At 73.4% G+C, this 20732-nt stretch carries 16 protein-coding genes and 1 pseudogene; 7 read left to right on the forward strand and 10 right to left on the reverse strand.

Annotation, left to right across the window (positions count from 1 at the left end; translation table 11 throughout):
• Positions 1 to 199: 199 nt before the first annotated feature.
• Together mptB (ABZS37_RS24350) and mptB (ABZS37_RS24355) are read right to left on the reverse strand one after the other, a co-directional pair.
• Complete coding sequence (gene mptB, locus ABZS37_RS24350) at positions 200 to 1657, reverse strand: polyprenol phosphomannose-dependent alpha 1,6 mannosyltransferase MptB (protein WP_355172470.1); 1458 nt, start codon at positions 1655 to 1657, stop codon at positions 200 to 202.
• Between the two features lie 185 nt (positions 1658 to 1842).
• On the reverse strand, positions 1843 to 3243 hold the full coding sequence (gene mptB / locus ABZS37_RS24355) for a polyprenol phosphomannose-dependent alpha 1,6 mannosyltransferase MptB (protein WP_355172472.1): 1401 nt from the start codon (positions 3241 to 3243) through the stop codon (positions 1843 to 1845).
• A 44-nt stretch (positions 3244 to 3287) separates the two neighbouring features.
• On the opposite strand from mptB (ABZS37_RS24355), the gene ABZS37_RS24360 reads away from it, so the two are divergent.
• Positions 3288 to 4883, forward strand: coding sequence for a hypothetical protein (locus ABZS37_RS24360; RefSeq protein ID WP_355172474.1), 1596 nt, complete (start codon positions 3288 to 3290; stop codon positions 4881 to 4883).
• An 8-nt stretch (positions 4884 to 4891) separates the two neighbouring features.
• Here the strand turns inward: ABZS37_RS24360 and ABZS37_RS24365 are convergent, their stop codons facing one another.
• The 3 genes from ABZS37_RS24365 to ABZS37_RS24375 form a co-directional block, all read right to left on the reverse strand.
• On the reverse strand, positions 4892 to 7909 hold the full coding sequence (locus ABZS37_RS24365) for a bifunctional [glutamine synthetase] adenylyltransferase/[glutamine synthetase]-adenylyl-L-tyrosine phosphorylase (RefSeq protein ID WP_355172476.1): 3018 nt from the start codon (positions 7907 to 7909) through the stop codon (positions 4892 to 4894).
• Positions 7909 to 8676, reverse strand: coding sequence for a type 1 glutamine amidotransferase (locus ABZS37_RS24370; RefSeq protein ID WP_355172478.1), 768 nt, complete (start codon positions 8674 to 8676; stop codon positions 7909 to 7911). The genes ABZS37_RS24365 and ABZS37_RS24370 overlap by 1 nt, the downstream gene beginning before the upstream one ends.
• 76 nt (positions 8677 to 8752) lie before the next feature.
• The gene (locus ABZS37_RS24375) at positions 8753 to 9352 is read right to left on the reverse strand and encodes a TetR/AcrR family transcriptional regulator (protein ID WP_355172480.1); all 600 of its coding nucleotides are present in this window, start codon (positions 9350 to 9352) and stop codon (positions 8753 to 8755) included.
• A gap of 74 nt (positions 9353 to 9426) precedes the next feature.
• Here ABZS37_RS24375 and ABZS37_RS24380 point away from each other — a divergent pair, with 74 nt between their 5' ends.
• Both ABZS37_RS24380 and ABZS37_RS24385 read left to right on the forward strand, forming a co-directional pair.
• Positions 9427 to 9843: a VOC family protein gene (locus tag ABZS37_RS24380; RefSeq protein WP_355172482.1), complete on the forward strand. Its 417-nt coding sequence runs from the start codon at positions 9427 to 9429 to the stop codon at positions 9841 to 9843.
• A gap of 28 nt (positions 9844 to 9871) precedes the next feature.
• Entirely contained in the window at positions 9872 to 10813 is a 942-nt protein-coding gene (locus ABZS37_RS24385; protein ID WP_355172484.1) for an LD-carboxypeptidase, read from the forward strand.
• A gap of 24 nt (positions 10814 to 10837) precedes the next feature.
• On the opposite strand, the gene ABZS37_RS24390 is transcribed toward ABZS37_RS24385, so the two are convergent.
• Positions 10838 to 11722 carry a virginiamycin B lyase gene (locus ABZS37_RS24390; protein WP_355172486.1) on the reverse strand — a complete coding sequence of 295 codons (885 nt, stop codon included), beginning with the start codon at positions 11720 to 11722 and terminating at the stop codon, positions 10838 to 10840.
• Between the two features lie 224 nt (positions 11723 to 11946).
• Between ABZS37_RS24390 and ABZS37_RS24395 the strand changes: the two are divergent.
• Positions 11947 to 12372 (forward strand): annotated as a pseudogene (locus ABZS37_RS24395) (hypothetical protein); the annotation flags it as partial.
• Positions 12373 to 12832: 460 nt separating this feature from the next.
• Here ABZS37_RS24395 and ABZS37_RS24400 read toward each other — a convergent pair.
• The 4 genes from ABZS37_RS24400 to glnA form a co-directional block, all read right to left on the reverse strand.
• Positions 12833 to 13207 (reverse strand): VOC family protein, encoded by a 375-nt coding sequence (locus tag ABZS37_RS24400; protein ID WP_355172488.1) that lies wholly within the window; start codon positions 13205 to 13207, stop codon positions 12833 to 12835.
• A gap of 159 nt (positions 13208 to 13366) precedes the next feature.
• Complete coding sequence (locus ABZS37_RS24405) at positions 13367 to 14059, reverse strand: WYL domain-containing protein (protein WP_355172490.1); 693 nt, start codon at positions 14057 to 14059, stop codon at positions 13367 to 13369.
• 36 nt (positions 14060 to 14095) lie between these two features.
• Positions 14096 to 14521: a DUF350 domain-containing protein gene (locus ABZS37_RS24410; RefSeq protein WP_354996906.1), complete on the reverse strand. Its 426-nt coding sequence runs from the start codon at positions 14519 to 14521 to the stop codon at positions 14096 to 14098.
• Between the two features lie 89 nt (positions 14522 to 14610).
• Positions 14611 to 15960, reverse strand: coding sequence for a type I glutamate--ammonia ligase (gene glnA / locus ABZS37_RS24415; RefSeq protein WP_354996905.1), 1350 nt, complete (start codon positions 15958 to 15960; stop codon positions 14611 to 14613).
• Between the two features lie 238 nt (positions 15961 to 16198).
• Between glnA and ABZS37_RS24420 the strand changes: the two genes are divergently transcribed.
• The 3 genes from ABZS37_RS24420 to ABZS37_RS24430 all read left to right on the forward strand — a co-directional run bounded on the left by ABZS37_RS24420 (position 16199) and on the right by ABZS37_RS24430 (position 20498).
• Positions 16199 to 17956, forward strand: coding sequence for an NAD+ synthase (locus ABZS37_RS24420; RefSeq protein WP_355172492.1), 1758 nt, complete (start codon positions 16199 to 16201; stop codon positions 17954 to 17956).
• 272 nt (positions 17957 to 18228) lie between these two features.
• Positions 18229 to 19074: a 3-methyl-2-oxobutanoate hydroxymethyltransferase gene (panB, locus tag ABZS37_RS24425; protein ID WP_355172494.1), complete on the forward strand. Its 846-nt coding sequence runs from the start codon at positions 18229 to 18231 to the stop codon at positions 19072 to 19074.
• Between the two features lie 173 nt (positions 19075 to 19247).
• Positions 19248 to 20498, forward strand: coding sequence for a DUF222 domain-containing protein (locus tag ABZS37_RS24430; RefSeq protein ID WP_355172496.1), 1251 nt, complete (start codon positions 19248 to 19250; stop codon positions 20496 to 20498).
• Positions 20499 to 20732 lie beyond the last annotated feature (234 nt).

Genomic DNA, 20732 nt, shown 5'->3' on the forward strand with positions numbered 1-20732 from the left:
GCCCCGCGCCCCGCGCCCCGCGCCCCGCGCCCCGCGCCCCGCGCCCCGCGCCGAAGATCGTGCTCGATCCAGGATGTAGTGGTCTACCGACGCGCTGATGCCACTCGATCCTGGATCGAGCACGATCTTGACCGCTAGCCCTGGGTGAACACGAGGCCAGGAAGGCGTTTAGCCCGATTTATCACCCAGCAACCACCGATCACCGGAGCCTGCGCGCGGCGCGGACCGCGCGGCGAGCGCCGGCCGCGCGGCGAGCGCCGAGCAGGAGCACCACCAGGAGCAGGGCGGTCATCGCCAGGGCGCCGGGGGCCTTCGTGAAGCGGGCCAGGTTGGTGCCGTCGGGCAGGGCGAGGAAGGCCGCCGCCGAGGCCGGCAGCACGAACCACGTCGTCCGGGACGCGGTGAGCGCGAGCAGCGCCAGGGGCCAGGTCGCATACCAGGGGTGGAAGACCGGGGACAGGACGACGGTGGCGACCAGCGCCAGCGCCGCGCCGTGCAGCGCCACCCGTGGGCCGGTCGCCTCGATCCGGGGCGTCCGCTGCCGGACGTCGGTCAACGCGCCCAACGTCCGCCAGGCCCGCCACCAGAACACCACCAGCACGCCGACGAGCAGCAGCAGCGCGACCGCCCGGACCACCGGCACCGCCTGCGGGTCCCGGCCGACCAGCGCGCCGGCGTAGTCCACCACCAGCCCGACGGCGGTGGGGGGCGAGGTCCACTGCTCGGAGTCGCCGCTGTGGGTCAGCCCGCCCACCCAGCCGAACCCGAGGCCGGACAGCGCCGAGGTGACCAGCAACGAGGCGAGCAGCCCGCCGGCCAGCCAGCCACCGTCGCGCAGCAGCGCCCGTACGGTGTAGCGGCCGTGCACCGCGGCCAGCGCGGCGAACGGCACCACCACGACAGCACTGGCCTTCACCATCACGGCCAGCCCGAGCAGCGCCCCGGCGAACAGCAACGCCGACGGCCGGCCCGGTCGGCGGACCACGATCAGCAGCCCGTACAGCAGCAGGCCCAGCATCAGCGCGTCATTGTGCGCCCCGGCCACCAGGTGCACCCCGACCAACGGGCACGCCAGAGCCAGCCAGGCCGCCCGCCGGGTCGGCACCCCGGCCGCCCGGGCCAACCCGGGCACGCAGAGTACGGCCAGCAGCAGCCCCGCCACAGCGATCACGCGCAGCAGCACGACCGTGCCGATCAGCCCGCCGCCGAGGCCCACCGCGAGCGCCGCGAGCAGCACGAAGACCGGCCCGTACGGTGCCGGAGTGTCCCGCCAGATCGGCGCCACGGCGTCCAGCCACGGGCAGCCCGCCGCCGCCCCGCCCACCGTGTACGGGTCGACGCCGTGCGCGTACGTCCAGCCCTGGCAGGCGTACGAGTAGACGTCCCGGCTGCCCAGCGGCGGCGCGACCAGCAGCGGCAGCGCCCACAGCCCTGCGGTGGCGTACGCCCAGCGGGTCGACGGAGCGCCTTCGCGCAACGACCACCACGCGCCGACCAGCAGCGCGGTGCCGACCAGCCAGCAGGTCAGCGTGGCCGGGCCGCCCGGGGCTCGCCAGATCGACACCGGCGTCGCGCCCAGCGGGGCGTCGGGCAGTGCCCCGCCGAGGTACCCGGCCACGGCGAGCAGGACCGCGCCGGCCAGGCCGACGTACCGCACAGCCGATGCCGCCGCCGACGAAACGGGCGGCAGCAGACCGGGCGGCGGAGCAGGCGGCGGGCCGGGCGGCGGGCCAGGCGGCGGAGCAGGCGGCGGGCCGGGCGGCGGCGGAGCAGGCGGAGGGCCAGACCCCGGCGGAACAGGTTGCTGGGGTGCGCCGGGAGCGGTCACCGGCGCACCTTCCCTCAGTCGGCGGCGACCGGCTGACGGGCCGCCCGAGCCGACCGTACCAACCGGATGACCAGCACGATCACCAACAGCGTCATCAACGGCGCACCGACCGACTTGGTGAACCGAGGCAGGCCGGTGCCGTCGGGCAGCACCAGGAACGACGAGAACAGGGCTACCACGGTGAACCATCGGGTCCGCCGGGCCGTGGCCGCCAGCACGGCCAGCGGCCAGATCCAGTACCAGGGGTGGAACAGCGGCGCGAGGGCGACCGTGGCGGCCAGCGCCAGGGCGGCGTACCACAGCGGTTCCCGGGTGCGGGCCCGCCACCAGAGCCAGACCAGCAGCAGGGCCAGCACGGCCATGCCGATCCCCCGGGTCACCGGCAGCGCGTCGATGTGCCCGCCGAAGGGCACCGCCAGGTAGCCGATGGTCTGCCCGACGGCGGTGGACGGCGAGGTCCAGGCGATCACGTCGCCGCCGCGGGCCAGCCCACCGACCCAGCCGAAGTCCAGCCCGGCCGCGAAGGTCACCCCGGCCACGACGGCGACCGCGCCGCCGACCACCCACCCGCCCTGCCGGATCAGCGCACGGACCGAGTATCCGCCGACGATCGCGGCCAACGCGGCGAACGGCACCACGACCAGCGCGGTCACCTTGATCGCGGCGGCGAGGCCGAGCAGCACGCCACCGGCGAGCAGCGGCCCGGGGCGGCCGGGCCGGGAGGCGATCACCGCCAGCCCGGAGACCAGCAGGCCGACCATCAGCGCGTCGTTGTGCGCGCCGGAGACGAGGTGCACGGCGACCAGCGGGCAGCCCAGCGCCAACCAGATCGCCCGTCCGGCGGGTACGCCTGCACGCCGGGCCAACACCGGCAGGCTGAGAGCGGTCAGCGCCACTCCGGCCACCGCGATCAGCCGGAACGCCACGATCGCGCCGGTGAGCGAGCCGGTGGCCTTCACCACGGCGCCGGACAGCACCACGAACAGCGGCCCGTACGGTGCAGGGGTGTCCCGCCAGATGTAGGAGATGGTGTCCAGCCAGGGGCAGGGCAGCGCGGAGACACCCTGCTCGTACGGGTTGATCCCGGCCGCGTAGCTGGCACCCTGGCACGCGTACGCGTAGACGTCGCGGCTCGCCAGCGGCGGCGCGATCAGCACCGGTAGCAGCCAGAGCCCGACGGTGATCAGCGCCCAGCGGGTCGACGGCACGTTGTCGCGCAGCGACCACCAGGCGTAGGCCATCAGCGCGGTGCCGATCAGCCAGGCGGCGATGACCAGCGGCCCGTTCGGGCCCTGCCAGATGCTGACCGGGGTGGGGCGCAGGGGTGACCCGGGCAGGGCGCCGCCGAGGAACGCGGCGACGGCGAGCAGCGCCGAACCCGCCAGTCCGATCCAACGCGCGAGGTGGTGAGGCACGCCGGACATGCTGCCAGTACGGTGGTCGCGGTACGGAGGTGGGCATGCGGCGCAGTCGGGTGGTGGCGGTGGCCACCGGTTCCGCCGTCGTGCTCGGCGTGCTCTGGCTGGCCCTGCCGTTGATGGGCTCGGACCTCGCCGCGCAGGTCGCCAGGGCGGACTTCTTCGCCGCCCACGGTGCGACGCCGGTGGATCTGCGCTGGTACGGCGGGGTGCAGCAGTTCGGCTACAGCCTGCTGTCCCAGCCGATCATGGCGCTGCTCGGCGTGCGGGTGACCGGTGCGCTGGCGCTGGTGGCGTCGGCCGCCGCGCTGGCCGCGCTGCTGGTCCGCAGCGACGTGCCCCGGCCACTGCTGGGCAGCCTGGTAGGGGTGGTCACGCTGGCCGGCAACCTGGTCTCCGGCCGGGTCACCTACGCCCTGGGTGTGGCGTTCGGGCTGGCCGCGCTGCTCGCGTTGAGTCGGGGCGTACCCCCGGGCCGAAGGCCGTGGTGGCGGCTCGGTCTCGCGGCGGGCTGCGCCCTGCTGGCCTCGGCCACGAGCCCGGTGGCGGGTCTCTTCGTCGGTCTCGCGGGCACCGCGCTGCTGCTCAGCCGCCGGTACGCCGACGGTCTGACACTCGGGGTCGCGGCGGCCGTGCCGCTCGCGGCGACGGCGCTGTTCTTCGGCGACGGCGGTTGGATGAACATCAGCCGCACCGACACACTGCGCGCGACGCTGACCAGTCTGGTGGTGGCGGCGTTGGTGGCGTACCGGCCGGTGCGGTTCGGCGCGCTGCTCGCCGCGGCGGGGGTGCTCGCCGCCGCCCTGGTGCACACTCCGGTCGGGTTGAACGCGACCCGGCTGGTGACGATGTTCGCGCTGCCGGTGTTGGCCGCCGCCGCCCACCCGCCGGCCTGGCTCTCCGAACGGTTGGCCCGCCGGGCGGCACGCCCCACCCGAGCCCGGCTGGTCGGCGGTGTCGGCCTGGCCGCGCTGCTGGTGACGGTCTGCGTCTGGCAGCCGCCGGTGGTCCCCGCCGACCTGCGCGGCATCGGCGACCCGACCAGCGCGCCCGGCTATTACGCGCCGCTGCGTGCGTTCCTGGCCGGGCACCAGCTCACCGGCCGGGTCGAGGTGCCACCGACGCGCAACTACTGGGAGGCGGCGCGGCTGGGTGAGGTGCCGCTGGCCCGGGGCTGGCTGCGACAGGCCGACATCGACCGCAACCCGCTGTTCTTCACAACCGTGCCAGGTGCGGCCGGCACCGGCGTACCGCTGACCCCGTCCACCTACCGGGCCTGGCTGGCAGAGAACGCCGTGCAGTTCGTGGCGGTGCCGGACGCCCCCCTGTCCTGGGTGGGGCGCGCCGAGGCGGAGCTGGTCGAGGGCGGGTTGCCGTATCTGACGCCGGTCTGGTCCGGCCCGCACTGGCGGGTCTGGGCGGTGGCCGACCCGACGCCGCTGGTCGCCGCGCCCGCCGAGCTGGTCCGCGCCGACGGCGCGGCGGTGACCTTCCGGGCACCGACCGCCGGCCCGGTCGCGGTCCGGGTCCGGCACAGCCGCTGGCTGGCCGCGTCCGGCGGCGCCACAGTCACCGCCGACGGCGACTGGACCACCGTCACGGTCCCCCGCCCGGGCGAGTACACCCTCGGCAGCTGAAAGGCCCCTTACGCCTCCAGGACGCGCTGGGCGGCGGCGCGGGAGCGGCGGCCGATCCGCAGGTACTCGTCGAGGAACTCCCCCGGGTCGTCCCGACCGAGCAGCCGAACCACCCCGGCCAGCTCCACCCCGTGCCGGGGCAGCTGGTCGCCGGCCCGGCCCCGTACCAGCATCAACGCGTTGCGCACCTGCGCGGCCAGGGACCAGCCGGCGGCCATCTCGGCGGCGTCCGCCGGGTCGACCAGGCCGGCCCGCTCGGCGGCCGCGAGGGCGTCGAGGGTACGCGTGCCGCGCAGCGCCGGGATCGCGCCGGCGTGCCGGAGCTGGACGAGCTGCACCGCCCACTCCACATCGGCCAGCCCACCGCGACCCAGCTTGGTGTGGGTGGCCGGGTCGGCGCCGCGGGGCAGCCGCTCGGTCTCCACCCGGGCCTTGATCCGGCGGATCTCGACGACCTGCTCGCGGGTCAGTCCGTCGGCCGGGTACCGCACCGGGTCGATCATCGCCTCGAATTCGGCGCCCAGGTCGGCGTCGCCGCAGACGAACCGGGCGCGCAGCAGCGCCTGCGCCTCCCACACCCGCGACCAGCGGGCGTAGTACTGCGCGTAGGCGGCGAGGCTGCGTACCAGCGGACCCTGCCGGCCCTCGGGGCGCAGGTCGGCGTCGACGCCGAGCGGCGGGTCGGGGGCGGGCACGCCGAGCAGTCGGCGTAGCTCCTCGGCGATCGCGTGTGCGGCGGTGCTGGCCGCGCTGTCGCCGCTGCCGGTGGGCGAGTCGTAGACGAAGAGCACGTCGGCGTCGGACAGGTAGTTCGACTCGTACCCGCCGAGCCGTCCCACGCCGATCACCGCGAACCGCAGCCCGGGTGGCGCCGGCTGGCTGGCCCGGGCGGCGCGCAGGGCGGCAGCCAGGGTGGCGTCGGTGACGTCGGCGAGCGCCGTACCGACCTCGGTGATGTCGGCCAGCCCGGGTGCTCGCTTCGCGCCGTCGGGCCGGGTGGGGGTGGGTGCGAGCGCCCCTGCCCGGCAGAGCACGTCGGCGCACGCCACCCGGACCAGCTCCCGGCGCCGCAGTGCGCGCACCGCGCGGGTCGCCTCGACCGGGTCGGTGTGCCGGGCCGCCGCCGCGAGGAACCCGTCCCGGAGCACCTCGCTGGATCGCGGCGCCAGCTCGTTCTCCTCGGCCAGGAGCCGCAGCGCCTCCGGGTCCCGGGCGAGCAGGTCGGCGACGTAGCGGGACAGGGCGAGCACCCGGGCCAGCCGACGGGCGACCGGGCCGCCGTCGCGCAGCAGCCGCAGATACCAGGGGGTGCTGCCCAGCTTGTCGGAGACCTTCCGGTAGTTGAGCAACCCCCGGTCCGGCTCCGGCGCGTCGGCGAACTCGCTGAGCAGCACCGGCAGCAGCGTCCGCTGGATGGCCGCCGTGCGACTCACCCCGCCGATGAGCGCCTGCAGGTGGCGCAGCGCCCCGGCCGGGTCGGCGAAGCCGAGGATCTCCAGCCGATGCCGGGCCGCCTCCGGGGTGAGCCGCAGCCCGTCGGCCGGCACGCGGGCCACCGACTCCAGCAGCGGCCGGTAGAGCAGCTTGGCGTGCAGCCGGCGTACCTCGGCGGCGTGGGTGACCCACTCGGCCCGGAAGCTCTCCACGGCGCTGCGCCCCGGCGCTGCCGTGAAGCCCAGCGCGGCGGCGAGCCAGCGCAGCGCGCCCGGCTCGGTGGGCACCGTGTGCGTACGGCGTAGGCCCTGCAGTTGGAGCCGGTGCTCGACGCTGCGCAGGAAGCGGTAGCCGCGCAGCAGCGCCTCGCCGTCGGCCCGGCCGACGTAGCCCCCGGCGACGAGCGCGCGCAGCGCCGGGATGGTGCCGGGTTCCCGCAGCGTCTCGTCACCGCGGCCGTGCACGAGTTGCAGCAACTGGACGGCGAATTCGATGTCGCGCAGCCCGCCCGGGCCGCGCTTGATTTCGCGCTCCAACTCCTTCGGCGGGATGTGGTCGATGATCCGGCGTCGCATCGCGCGGACGTCCTCGACCGCCTCGGGCCGTTCGGCCGCCCGCCAGACCAGCGGCGCGAGCTGGTCGATCCACTCCTGAGCCAGCGGCAGGTCACCGGCGGCCGGGCGGGCCTTGAGTAGCGCCTGGAACTCCCAGGTGCGCGCCCACCGGCGGTAGTAGGCCAGGTGGCTGGCAAGGGTCCGCACCAGCGGGCCCCGGCTGCCCTCCGGGCGCAGCGCGGCGTCCACCGGCCACGCGACGAGCCCGCAGATGTAGATCAGCCGGGTCGCCACCAGGGTCGCGGCGGCCAGGTCGGCGTCCTCGGCCGCCACGAAGATCACGTCGACGTCGGAGACGTAGTTCAGCTCACCGCCGCCGCACTTGCCCATCGCCACCACCGCGAGCCGGGGCCGCTCGGTGCCCTCCGCCAGCTCCGCGACGGCGATCTCGTACGCCGCGGCCAGCGTCGCGTCGGCCAGCGCGGAGAGCGCGGCCATGGTCTGCTCCAGGCCGCGCCCGCCGGTCAGGTCCGCCGCCGCGATCCGCAGCAGGGCCAGCCGGTACGCGCTTCGCAGCACCGCCACGGGGTTACCGTCGCCGTCCTGCTCCAGCCGCCCCTCGGCGATCGGCGCGAGCCCGTCCGGGGCGGTACGCAGCGCCGTGCAGTGCTCGGGATGAGCCACCAGGTGATCGCCGAGCGCCGCCGAGGCACCGAGCACCGCGATCAGCCGCCGCCGCAGCCCGGGGTCGGTGTGCAACTCCGCGAGCAGGGCCGATTCGGCGGTGCCGCCATTCGTGCGGCGTTCGGCCTCGACGATGCGGTGCAGTTGACGCAGCGCCAGGTCCGGGTCGGCGGCCCGGGACAGCGCGGCGAGCAGCTCCCCGGCCGGCTCGTCGACGGGCTCCTGCTCGACCGGTCGCCACAGCCGCAGCCCGTCCGGGCCGAGCAGGTCGGCGGCGCGCGCCCCGCCGTCGCCCTCGGCGGTGCCGAAGCCGTACCGGGCGAGCCAGCCCGTCGCCCTGGTCGGCCGGCTCATCAGTGCCCGAGCAGCGGCAGACCGCGCCGCGTCGTACTGTCGTCCAGCTCGCCGAGGGCCAGCGCGGCGAACCGGGCGGCGAACGGCTGCCAGACCTCCTCGACGTCGACCAGCACCGAGGCGCAGGCCGCGACCACCAGCTCCGGGTCGTAGCCCAGCTCGGCGAGTTGGGTCGAGTCGCTGGCCCAGTCGGCGATCATCGCGGCGTCGCACTCGATGTGGAACTGCAACCCCCACGCCCGGTCGCCGAGCCGGAACGCCTGGTGCGGGTAGCGGGTGGACGCGGCCAGCAGCGTGGCGCCCCGGGGCAGCTCGGTGATCTCATCGGAGTGCCACTGGAGCACGTCCGGGATCAGCGGCACGTAGCGGAACAGCGGGTCGCCCTCGGCGGCGTCGCGCCGGCCGACCACGCCGGGGCCGATCTCCGGCCCGGAAGGGCTCCGCTCGACCAGCCCGGCGTGCGCGGTGGCGAGCAGCTGCGCGCCCAGGCAGACCGCCAGGGTGGGCACCCGGTAGCGGACCGCCTTGCGCAGCAGACCCTCCACGGCGGGAAACCAGGGTGCGCCGGGCGAGCCGTCCGGCAGCGGGTACGCCTGTTGGTCGCCGCCGAGCACCACCAGCGCCGCGTACCCCTCCAGGTCGGCGGGGAGCTCGTCGCCGGCGTGCGGGCGAACCACCCACAGCTCCAGCCCAGCCTCGGTCAGCCACTCACCCAGCCGGCGCGCGTCGTCCGTCGGGTCGTTCTCGATCACCAGCGCGGTTGCCACCCGTCGAGGCTAGCCGGTGGGCCGGGTGCGCCACGCCCCGCCACAGGCCCGCTCAGAAGAGTGCCGGTGATCGGACCTACAGCGGCTCGTTGACCCGCAGCGCGTCGATCAACCGGGACAGCGCGGCCTGGGTGGCGACGAGGTCGGCCGGGTCTGCCGATCCGGCCAGCCAGAGCGCGGCCTCGTTCATCGCACCGGAGAGCAGGTGGGACAGGGGTGCCACCGGCTGTGGGGCGATCACGCCCGCCGTGATGAGGTCGGCGAGCGCGTCGGCCAGGTGTCGGCCGGAGGTGGCCTCGTCCAGGGCCCGCCACTCGTGCCAGCCGAGCACGGCGGGCCCGTCGACCAGCATGATCCGCTGCAAGTCGGGATCGGCGCTGGCACTGAGGAACGCCTGGCAGCCGGCGGTGAGCCGAGACCACGGGTCAGGTTGGGCATCGGCGATGGCGGCGACCCGACCGCCCACCTCCTGCTGCACCTGGGTCAGCACCGCCCGGAACAGCTCAACCTTGCTGGCGAAGTGGTGGTAGAGCGCGCCCTTGGTCACCCCGGCCGCGCCCACGATCTCTGCCAGGCCGACGGCCTGGTAGCCGCGTGTCGCGAAGAGATGCCGGCTCTGCAGCAGCAGTGTCCGCCGGGTCTGCTCCCGCTGCTCCTCACGCACTCCCCGGCCCATCACGCCTCCATTGACATACCAGCGGTACGCGAAATACGGTCATTGACATACCGATGGTACGCGAAGGAGTCCCGATGAATGTCACCAGCTTCTACCCGGTCATCTGCACCACCAAGTTGGCCGAGTGCCACGAGTTCTACCGGCGCTTCCTTGAGTTCGAGACGACCTTCGAAGCGGACTGGTACGTGAGCCTGCGCCGCCCCGGCCCTCCGGCCCACGAACTGGCACTGCTCGACCACCGGCACCCATCGGTCCCGGAGGCATACCGAAAGCCGGCGCAAGGGCTGCTGCTGAACGTGGAGGTCACCGACGTCGACGCGGAATGGGAGCGGCTGATCGTCCGCGGCGGGCTCCGCCCTGAGTTGACACTGCGCGACGAGGACTTCGGGCAGCGACACTTCATCGTCGCCGACCCCGCAGGCGTCCTGATCGACGTGATCACGCCCATTCCGCCGGCACCCGACTGGGCCGAGCGGTACGCCGACCAGTGACCCGCCGACCCGGCTAAGCTCTGCCGCTGTGCCCGACCACCGTGCCGTGAACTCCGTCGTCCGCCCGCCCGTACTGCAGCACGGCGACACGGTTCTGCTGGTGTCACCGTCCGGGCCGACCTCGCCGGAGCGGGTGGCCCGTGGGGTGGAGCTGCTGACCGGCTGGGGTCTGCGGCCGGTGCTGGCGCCGAACGCGTACGCCCGGCACGGCTACCTGGCCGGCGCGGACGATCTGCGCGCCGCCGACCTGAACGCGGCGTTCGCCGACCCGCAGGTGCGCGGGGTGATCTGCACCCGGGGCGGGTACGGCGTCCAGCGGATCGTGGACGCCATCGACATGGCCGCCGTCCGCCGCGACCCGAAGGTGGTGGCCGGCTTCTCGGACATCACCGCGTTGCAGTTCGCGCTGTGGCGGGGTGCCCGGCTGGCCGGAGTGCACGGCCCGGGGGCGGCCTGGCGCGACGAGCGGACCCCACTGCGCTCCGCCGAATCCCTGCACGCGGCGCTGATGACGACCGAGCCGGTGTCGGTCGCCGCGGTGCCCGCCGAGGACACCTTCGGCGTACGCGTCCCGGGTCGCGCCACCGGCACCCTGCTCGGCGGCAACCTGTGCATGATCGCCGCGTCGATCGGCACGCCGGACCTGCCCGACCTGACCGGGGCGGTGCTGTTGATCGAGGACGTGCAGGAGCCCCCGTACAAGGTCGACCGGATGCTCACCCAGCTGCGCCGGGCCGGTGCGCTGGACGGGTTGGCCGGGGTGGCGGTCGGGCAGTTCACCGATTGCGCCGACAGTTGGGACACCACGGTCGCCGACGTGCTCACCGAAGGTCTCGGTGACCTCGGCGTGCCGGTGCTCGGCGGGCTGCCGATCGGCCACGGCCCCGGCCAGCTCACCGTCCCCGTCGGCACCCCGGCCACCCTCGACACCGACGCCGGCACCCTCACGGTCCAACCGGCAGTCGCCTGACCCGCAGGACGGTGGGAGTCGGGGTCAGGGGGTGAGTTGGGCCAGGCGGCCGATTTCCAGGGCGGCGTGGACGGTGCCGTCAGGGGTGACGGTGAGACCGTGCGGCTCGGATTTCGGAGTGGGCAGCTCGTAGGTGTCGACCCGGCCGGCCGGGTCGACGTGGCCGATCCGGTTGCCGGCCCACTCGGTGAACCAGGCGCCGCCGGCCGGGTCGGCGACGATGGCGTGCGGCCGTGCCGTCCGGTCCGGCAGCGGGTACTCCTCGATCCGGCCGTCCGGGGTGATCCGCCCGACCTGACCGGCGGCGATCTCCACGAACCAGAACGCTCCGTCCACACCCGCGGTGATACCCACCGGCGCGGCACCCTCGGTGGGAAGCGGGTGCACGCGCACCGCCCCGTCCATGCCGACCCGGGCGATCGCGTTCGCCTGGTTGAGCGTGCACCAGACGGCGTCGTCCGGCCCGGCCGCCACCATCGAGGCGAACGCCCCGGAGGTTGGTAGCCGCACCTCGGTGACCACGCCGTCGGTGCTGACCCGGCCGACGGTGTCGGAGCTCATCCCGGCGTACCAGAGGGCGCCGTCCGGGCCCGCGGCGATGCCGCCCGGGCCGGTGCCCGCCGGCAGAACGACCTCGCTCTGCTCTCCGTCGGTCGTGATCCGGCCGATCCGGTCGTCCCCGGAGCGGGTGAACCAGAGCGCACCGTCCGGGCCGGGCGTGACGATCAGTGGCCGACTACCCGGGCCACCGGCCGGCCAGCGGCGCACCGAACCGTCCACGTCCATACGGGCGATCTCGCCGGCGTGGACCAGAGTCAGCCAGAGCGCCGCGTCGGGGCCGGTCGTGATGCCGTACGGCCCGGCCTGCGGGTCGACGAGCGGGAGTTCCCTGATCACGGTGGACGTCACGAGAGCTGCCTTCCGTCGATGGACCCGGCCGACCCCACGTAGCGCGGCCAGCGGGCACGGAGAGCAACCACCTTCGCCCACCGGACGCGCCGAAGCAACAGGTTTGTCCCATTTCTCGACCCGGATTGCCAGCCGGCGGACAGGTTCGGCACGGCTTACACCCAGCCCCCGTGGTCACAGTCGGTTACGACATCGCAACACCACCGAGTTACCTGGAGGAGAGCATGTCCCGCACCATCCGCAAGAAGCACCTGCTGGCCGGCCTGGCCACCGCTGGCGTCCTCAGCGTGGGGATCGCCGCTCCGACGATGGCGTTCGCCGCGGACGGCGACACGCCGACCCCGAGCGCCAGCAGCACCACCGAGAAGCAGGGCTCGAAGGCCGACCGGCAGGGCGAGTTCGCCGAGGCGCTCGCCACGGAGCTGGGCGTCTCCACCGACAAGGTGACCGCCGCGCTGGAGAAGGTCCGCGAGCAGCACAAGCCGGCCGACCGGCCGGAGCGCCCGTCCGCCGAGGACCGTCAGGCCGCGCTCAAGGAGCGGCTGGACAAGGCGGTCGAGGACGGCAAGCTCACCCAGGAGCAGGCCGACGCCATCACCAAGGCCGTCGAGGCCGGCGTCTTCCCCGGCGGTCACGACGGTCCGGGCGGCAAGGGTGGCCCGGGCGAGAAGGGTGGCCACGGTGACAAGGGTGGCGCCGGTGACAAGGGCGACAAGGGTGGCCCCGACGGTCAGGGTGGCCCGAAGGGCTCCGACCAGCCGGACGCTCCCGAGGCCACGCCCAGCGAGTGACCCCGACGGGCTGACCCGGACCTGTGCCGGCGCCGGCCCGGCTTGATCCACTCCGTTTCGCCGATGTGGCGGTGTCCAGGCATATGGACACCGCCACATCGGCGATCTGGAGTCGATCACCGTCCCGACACGCGCCGACCGGCCCTGCTTGGCGCGTCAGACCTGCTTGACGCGTCAGACCTGCTTGACGCGTCAGACCTGCTTGACGCGTCAGACCTGCTTGACGCGTCAGACCTGCTTGACGCGTCAGACCTGCTTGGCGCGTCAGACCTGCTTGGCGCGTCAGACCTGCTTGGCGCATCAGACCTGCTTGGCCCGGTCAGCCCTGGGCGGGTGGGGGCGTGAACACACCCAGGTGGTTCCCGGCCGGGTCGAGCAGGTGGGCCAACGTGAGCCCGCTCGGGGCCGTACGCGCCGGCACCAGCACCTTGCCGCCGGCCGCCTCGGCCCGGCGGCAGGTCCCCGCCACGTCGGCGACTTCGGCGTAGAACACCGCGTAGTTCGGCGACGTCCCGTCGGTGCCCCGGATCGCTCCGCCGATCCCGGTGTCGCCACCGGCACCGGTGACGCGGTAGGACCCGCCGGGCCCGCCCTGCTCCTCGAAGGTCCAGCCGAACAGCTCGCCGTAGAAGCGCTCCGCCTCCTCCGGCCGGTCGGTGCCGATCTCGAACCAGGTGATGGGCGTCGTGGACATCTGCTGCCTCCAGAGGTTTCCCGTGCCGGCCGTTCGGCCGTCGTCTGGAGCAGTCTCGGGGGCGTCCGCGACACCGTCCTGTCGGTGTTTCCGGATCAGCCGACGGGGTTCGTACCGACCGTGCCATGCGCTGACGCGAGACTGCCGCGCTGCGGCGTCTCAGACCAGGCTCAGTGGGCGGACCCGGTCGTGGGGGATGTCGAGATCCGTCGGGTGGAATTCCCGGGCCACCATCTCGGGCAACGCCCGAACGCTCCGGATCCGGTCGGTGCGAAAGCAGCGCAGCTCATCGCGCAGCCGGCACCAGGCGAGCAGATACCAGTGTCGCGGGTTGCCCAGGTAGCCGAGCGGCTCGACGTCGCGTAGTGATTCGGTGCCGTCGCGGTCGGCGTACCGGATGCGCAGCACCCGCCGCGCGGCGACCGCGTCGGCGACGATGGCCGGGACGGGCGTGGCCGGCCCGTCGCCGACCAGGTGCACCCGACCGGCGAGCCGGTGCGCCTCGGCCGCGTCGGCGGCCGGCAGCACCGCCACCAGCTTGCGCAGCGCCGTGGCGCCCGACCCGGCGAACGGCGTGCCGGCGAGCCGGTGCAGCGCGACGGCCATCGCCACCGCCTCGGCGGCGGTCAGGTTGACCGGCGGCAGGGTGCGGGCGCGGTCCAGCACGTAGCCGCCGGTGCGCCCGGGCTCGGCCCAGATCGGCACGCCGGACTCCTGCAACGCACCTAGGTCGCGCTCGATGGTCCGGCTGCTGACCTCGAAGCGCGCGGCCAGCCAGCGGGCGCTGCGCGGCCGTGGCGACACCGCCCGCAGCTCCTCGACCAGGGCGTAGAGGCGGTCCGTGCGGTTCATGCCCGGCACGCTACGGCCGGGGTACGACGACCGCGCTCAGGCGATGCAGGCGCACACGATCAGCGCGGCGCCGAAGTGGGTGGCGGCGCTGACCCGGGCCGCCGGGTGCGGCTCGGGCGAGCAGATGACCTCGCCGAGCTTGCCCGGGGTGAGCAGATCGAGCACGAAGAAGGCCAGCGCCATGATGGCCAACCCGACCAGCCCGAACACCACGGTGGAGGCGAGCCCCTTCCCGAAGTCGCTGTAGCTGGTCAGGATCGCGGTGAAGACGATCCCGGCGATGCCGAGCTGGTTGGCGGCGAGCAGCAACCCCGCGTTGGTGTTGCGGTCGACCCAGATCAGGTCCCGCAACCGACCTGGCGTGAGCAGGTCGACCAGCACGAAGCCGGCCGCCATCAGCCCCACGCCGACGATCCCGAACACGACGCTCTGCCAGACACCGCTGAGCAGATCCTCCAGCACCGACTGCCTCCCGAACTCTCCGCCCGGAGGGGTACCGGCGCGGTGATCGAGACGATAGCGGCAGCGCGCAAACGCGTCAGCCCCAGCGGCTACAGCGCCAGGTAGCGCTGCCGCTCGTACGGGGTGACCTCGCGGCGGTACTGCTCCCACTCGGCCCGCTTGTTGCGCAGGAAGAAGTCGAAGACATGCTCGCCGAGCACCTCGGCGACCAGCTCGGAGCCGGCCATCACGTCGATCGCCTCGGCCAGGTTCTCCGGCAGGGCCTCGTACCCCATGGCACGTCGCTCGGCGCTGGTCAGCGACCAGACGTCGTCCTCGGCGCCCGGCGGCAGCTCGTACCCCTCCTCGATGCCCTTCATGCCGGCGCCGAGCAGCACCGCGAAGGCGAGGTACGGGTTGGCCGCCGAGTCCGGTGAGCGGACCTCGACGCGGGCCGAGTTGGGCTTGCCGTACGCGGGCACCCGGACCAACGCGGACCGGTTGAGGTGACCCCAGCAGACGTACGCCGGGCTCTCGGTGATCCGGTCGGGCAGGGCCTGCGGGAAGAGCCGCTTGTACGAGTTGACCCACTGGTTGGTGACCGCGGTGTACTCCCGGGCGTGCACCAGCAGGCCGGCGATGAAGGACTTCGCCACCTTGGACAGTTTCATCGGGTCGCCGGCGTCGTGGAAGGCGTTGCGCTCCCCCTCGAACAGCGACAGGTGGGTGTGCATCCCGCTGCCCGGCTGATCGGTGAACGGCTTCGGCATGAAGCTGGCCTGCACGCCGGTGGAGAGCGCCACCTCCTTGACCACGTGCCGGAAGGTCATGATGTTGTCGGCGGTGGTGAGCGCGTCGGCGTAGCGCAGGTCGATCTCCTGCTGGCCGGGCGCGACCTCGTGGTGGCTGAACTCCACCGAGATGCCGATCCGCTCCAGCGCCAGCACGCCCTGGCGACGGAAGTCCCGAGCCACGGCGTGGGTGGTGTGCTCGAAGTAGCCACCGGTGTCGACCGGAATGGGCACCGAGCCGTCCTGCGGGCCGTTCTCCAGCAGGAAGAACTCGATCTCGGGGTGGGTGTAGAAGGTGAAGCCCTTCTCGGCGGCCTTGGACAGCGCGCGGCGCAGCACGTGCCGGGGGTCGGCCCAGGAGGGCCCGCCGTCGGGCAGCAGGATGTCGCAGAACATCCGGGCGCTCTCGCCGCTGACCCCGCCCTCGAAGGGGAAGACCTGGAAGGTGGTCGGGTCGGGCATGGCCACCATGTCCGATTCGAAGACGCGGGCGAAGCCCTCGATCGCCGAGCCGTCGAAGCCGATGCCCTCCTCGAAGGCCGCTTCCAGCTCGGCGGGCGCCACCGAGACGCTCTTGAGCGTGCCCAGCACGTCGGTGAACCACAGACGGACGAACCGGATGTCCCGCTCTTCCAGCGTCCGGAGGACGAACTCCTGCTGACGGTCCACTTCCCCAACCCCTCGCGACACTTTGCTGTCCGCCTTGGCCGGGCTGCACCCGACCTGATCGCCCAGTGTTCCCGGGCCTGGTTACGCAGACGTTACGCGAACTGCCGCCGGCCGTCCGCTCGCGTCCCGCCCGGCGAGCACGTGCCCTGCCGTCCGGCGAGCGCGGGCCGCGGCAGCGTGGCCGCCATCTCGTCCGAGGGTACGGATTCTGCCGAGCAGGCTGGGGCAAGATGAGGACATGCCCACCCTGCGTCTCGCCCTGTCCCAGGTCAATCCGAGCGTCGGCGACCTCGCCGGAAACGCCGACCTGGTCCGCAGCTGGACTCGCCAGGCCGCCGAAGCCGGTGCCCAGTTGGTGCTCTTTCCGGAGATGATGGTGACCGGCTACCCGGTCGAGGACCTGGTCTTCCGGCGCTCCTTCGTCGCCGCGTCCCGGGCCGCCGTGGAGCGACTCGCGGCCGACCTCGCCGCCGACGGCCTCGGCGACCTGCCGGTCGTGGTCGGCTACCTGGACGCCGACGGGCCGCCACAGGTCAGCGGGGACGCCGAGCCGGGCCGGGGCGCCCGCAACGCCGCCGCGCTGCTGCACCGGGGTGCCGTTGCCGCCCGCTACTTCAAGCACCACCTGCCCAACTACGGGGTCTTCGACGAGGACCGCTACTTCGTCTCCGGCGACACCCTGACCGTGGTGCGGATCGGCGGCGTGGACGTCGCGCTGACCATCTGCGAAGACCTGTGGCAGGCCGGCGGCCCGTTCGCCGCCGCCCGGCAGGCCGGCGTCGGCCTCGTGGTCAACATCAACGGCTCGCCGTACGAGCTGAACAAGGACGACGTCCGGCTGCCGCTGGTCCGCCGCCGGGCCGCCGAGGCGGGTGCCGCCATCGCGTACGTGAACATGATCGGCGGCCAGGACGAGCTGGTCTTCGAGGGCGACTCGATGATCGTGAGCGCCGACGGCGAGCTGCTCACCCGGGCCCCGCAGTTCGTCGAGCACCTCCTCGTGCACGACGTCGAACTGCCGGCCGCCACCACGACGCCGCCAGCGGAGGCCGTCGCGGACAACATGCGGGTGGTGCACACCACGCTGGACGGCATTCCGCCCACGCCGTCCGGCCCGGCCGCCACCGGCGGGCTCATCGAGCCGGTGGCCGACGAGGCCGAGGTGTGGCAGGCGCTGGTGCTCGGCCTGCGCGACTACGTCAACAAGAACCGGTTCCCGTCGGTGGTGCTCGGCCTGTCCGGCGGCATCGACTCGGCGGTGGTGGCCGCGCTGGCCGTGGACGCGCTGGGCCCGGACCGGGTGGTCGGGGTGTCGCTGCCGAGCCAGCACTCCTCCGAGCACTCCCGGGAGGACGCCGCCGACCTGGCCAAGCGCACCGGCCTGGATTACCGCGTCGAGCCGATCCAGCCGATGGTGGACGGCTTCCTGGCCAACCTGTCGCTGTCCGGGGTGGCCGTGGAGAACCTGCAGGCCCGGGTTCGTGGCGTGATCCTGATGGCGCTGTCGAACCAGGAGGGCCACCTGGTGCTGACCACCGGAAACAAGAGCGAGCTGGCGGTCGGCTACTCCACGCTGTACGGCGACTCGGTGGGTGGCTTCAACCCCGTCAAGGACGTCTGGAAGACGCTGATCTGGCGACTCGCGAAGTGGCGCAACACGGACGCGGATCGGCGCGGTGAGACCGCCCCGATCCCGGAGAACTCGATCGGCAAGCCACCGAGCGCCGAACTGAGCCCGGGCCAACTGGACAGCGACAGCCTGCCCGACTACGACGTACTGGACCCGATCCTGATCGGCTACGTCGACGGCGACCTCGGCCGTGACGGGCTGGTCGAGTCGGGTCACGACCCGGCGGTGGTGGACAAGGTGCTGCGGCTGGTGGATACCGCCGAGTACAAGCGACGGCAGTCCGCGCCGGGCGCGAAGATCTCCATGAAGGCGTTCGGCCGGGACCGCCGTCTGCCGATCACCAACCGGTGGCGCGAGCGCGGCTGAGCCGTACACCTGGGGGTGCCGGGTCGGTGGCACGGCCCGGCACCGCCTCGCGGCGCTGTGCGCGGCGCGGCCTCGCGGCGCTGCTCGCGGGCGCGGCCTCGCGGCGCTGTGCGCGGGCTGCTTAGCGGCGCTGCTCGCGGCGGCTTCGCGGCGCTGCTCAAGGCGGTGGAGTGACATCTTGCACTGGGCCCTGCCGTCACCCCGTCTCGCGGTGCGACGATCGCGGCGGAACCCGGGGACCGCGCAGGCGGCCTCGAGGAAGGGAGACAGAGATGGTGGAGTCCACTCCGAACGAGGTGACCGCGCTGTACGGCGGCCCGGCCACACGACGGGTCCGCACCCGCGACCTGATGGCCGCCAAGGAGCGCGGCGAACGGTGGCCGATGCTCACCTCGTACGACCAGTACACGGCGTCGATCTTCGACCAGGCCGGCGTCCCGGTGCTGCTGGTCGGTGACTCGGCAGCGAACAACGTGTTCGGCTACGAGACGACCCTGCCGGTCACCGCCGACGAGCTGCTCCCGCTGGTACGGGCCGTGGTGCGGGCGACCCGGCAGGCGCTGGTCGTCGGTGACCTGCCGTTCGGCTCGTACGAGGAGGGCCCGGCCCAGGCGCTGCGCACCGCCGTCCGGTTCATGAAGGAGGGTGGCTGCCACGCGGTGAAGCTGGAGGGTGGCCGCCGCTGTGCCGCGCAGATCGCCGCGATCGTCGGCGCCGGCATTCCGGTGATGGCGCACATCGGCTTCACCCCGCAGAGCGAACACACCCTGGGCGGCTACCGCGTGCAGGGTCGGGGCGACGCGGCCGACGAGGTGCTCGCCGACGCGCGGGCGGTGACGGAGGCCGGCGCGTTCGCGGTGGTGCTGGAAATGGTGCCCGGTGAGGTCGCCAAGCGGATCACCCACGAACTGCCGATCCCGACGGTGGGCATCGGCGCCGGCCCGGACACCGACGCGCAGGTGCTGGTCTGGCAGGACATGGCAGGCTTGCGTACCGGCAAGGCGCCACGCTTCGTCAAGCGGTACGCGGACCTGGCCGGCACCCTCACCGACGCCACCCGCCGTTTCGCCGACGAGGTCCGAGGCGGCGATTTCCCGGCCACCGAACACACCTTCTAGAGCGGCCCACGGCCCGACAGTCCGTGGGCCATGCCGGCATTGCCTATGGCGGCGGGGTCGGCCGGTACGGAGTTTCCGTCCGCCAGCCGGCCCCGCCGACCAGCCTGGGACCGCCAACGAATCAATCGATCATGACAAATGAAGGTGTCGTACACCTGTTCTAGTGTCGAGTCATGGTTGAGGAGTTGGCCCAGGCAGAGAGTGCGGTCGCGGCCTGCGCCGCCGCCGCCACCTGGGCGCTGCACGAGGACGAGCTGGTCGCGGCGCTCGACGCCGCGCACCGCCTCGAGCAACGCCTCGCCGCAGTCAAGCTCGCCCTGGTCCGCGAGATCAACGGCCGCGGCACGCCCCACGCCCAGGGCGCCTCCTCCACCCCGGTCTGGCTCCGCGAACGGCTACGCCTCACCATCCCCGCCGCCCGCCGGCTCGTCGACCTCGCCACCGCATTGGACACCGGCAACCCGGGGGTCCGACAGGCGCTCGCCGATGGGCACATCAGCCTCGAACAGGCCCGGGTCATCGCCGACACCGTCGACACCGTGCAGGCCGCCGCCGGCGCCGAGGCGGCCGACAAGGCGGTCGGTGTGCTCACCGAGTGGGCCGGGCAGTTCGACCCCACCCTGCTGCGCAAGCTGGGCACCCGGATCCTCGACCACGTCGCACCCGAGGCCGCCGAAGCCGCCGCCCAGGCGGCATTGGAGGCCGAGGCACGCCGAGCCCGCCGCGACCGTCATGTCACTGTGTCGGCGCTGCAGGACGGCCGTCTGCGGCTAACCGGCACCCTGGACGCCGAGGCAGCCGGCCTGCTCCGCGCCGCCATCGACCCACTGACCGCACCCACCGGCCCCGACGACACCCGCTCCCCCGGGCAACGCCGACACGACGCCCTCGCCGACCTCTGCCGACTCACCCTGCGCACCGGCGAACTACCCGACCACGGCGGCGACCCCGCCCAACTCGTCGTCACCACCAACTACGACAACCTGACCCGGCAACTCAACGCCGGCACCCTCGACACCGGCCTCGAACTCACCCCCGAAACAGTCCGCCGCCTCGCCTGCGACGCCACCATCCTGCCCGCCGTCCTCGGCAGCACCGGCCAAGTCCTCGACGTCGGCAGACAACGCCGCCTCATCACCGGCCCCCTCCGACGCGCCCTGCTCCTCCGCGACCGCGGCTGCACCTTCCCCGGCTGCGACCGCCCACCCCGCTGGTGCGACGCCCACCACATCCAACACTGGGCCGACAACGGCGACACAGCCCTACACAACGCGGCACTGCTCTGCACCCACCACCACCGACACATCCACCACAGCGACTGGCAGGTGCGGTTAGCCGGCGACGGCCACCCCGAATTCATCCCACCAACCTGGCTCGACCCCAACCAACTCCCCCGCCGCAACCAGTACCACCGACGCACGTGAGCACACTCAAGGCCGCCAGGCGTGCCTACAGCCGCGCCGATCGGTACCTGTCGACGTCTCGAAGGCGGGCCGGCATGCGCAAGGTCAGGCCGACGCGCCTATCGCAGGTCAAGACGCCCTGGCACGTCAGCAAACCCTGCCGATCGGCGCACCATGGCAGGTCGGCACACCCTGTCAGGTCAGCGCGGCAGATCAGCTCACCAACGCAGGGCCCGCGCTCCAAGGCCGACCCAG

The sequence above is a fragment of the Micromonospora sp. NPDC005413 genome, assembly GCF_040606435.1.
In the GTDB taxonomy this organism is placed as follows: domain Bacteria; phylum Actinomycetota; class Actinomycetes; order Mycobacteriales; family Micromonosporaceae; genus Micromonospora.

Coding starts and splice junctions, on each gene's coding strand:
- ABZS37_RS24360 (WP_355172474.1), top strand. CDS start 3,288: ATGCGGCGCAGTCGGGTGGTGGCGGTGGCCACCGGTTCCGCCGTCGTG.
- ABZS37_RS24365 (WP_355172476.1), bottom strand. CDS start 7,909: ATGAGCCGGCCGACCAGGGCGACGGGCTGGCTCGCCCGGTACGGCTTC.
- ABZS37_RS24375 (WP_355172480.1), bottom strand. CDS start 9,352: ATGGGCCGGGGAGTGCGTGAGGAGCAGCGGGAGCAGACCCGGCGGACA.
- ABZS37_RS24380 (WP_355172482.1), top strand. CDS start 9,427: ATGAATGTCACCAGCTTCTACCCGGTCATCTGCACCACCAAGTTGGCC.
- ABZS37_RS24400 (WP_355172488.1), bottom strand. CDS start 13,207: ATGTCCACGACGCCCATCACCTGGTTCGAGATCGGCACCGACCGGCCG.
- ABZS37_RS24405 (WP_355172490.1), bottom strand. CDS start 14,059: ATGAACCGCACGGACCGCCTCTACGCCCTGGTCGAGGAGCTGCGGGCG.
- ABZS37_RS24420 (WP_355172492.1), top strand. CDS start 16,199: ATGCCCACCCTGCGTCTCGCCCTGTCCCAGGTCAATCCGAGCGTCGGC.
- panB (WP_355172494.1), top strand. CDS start 18,229: ATGGTGGAGTCCACTCCGAACGAGGTGACCGCGCTGTACGGCGGCCCG.
- ABZS37_RS24430 (WP_355172496.1), top strand. CDS start 19,248: ATGGTTGAGGAGTTGGCCCAGGCAGAGAGTGCGGTCGCGGCCTGCGCC.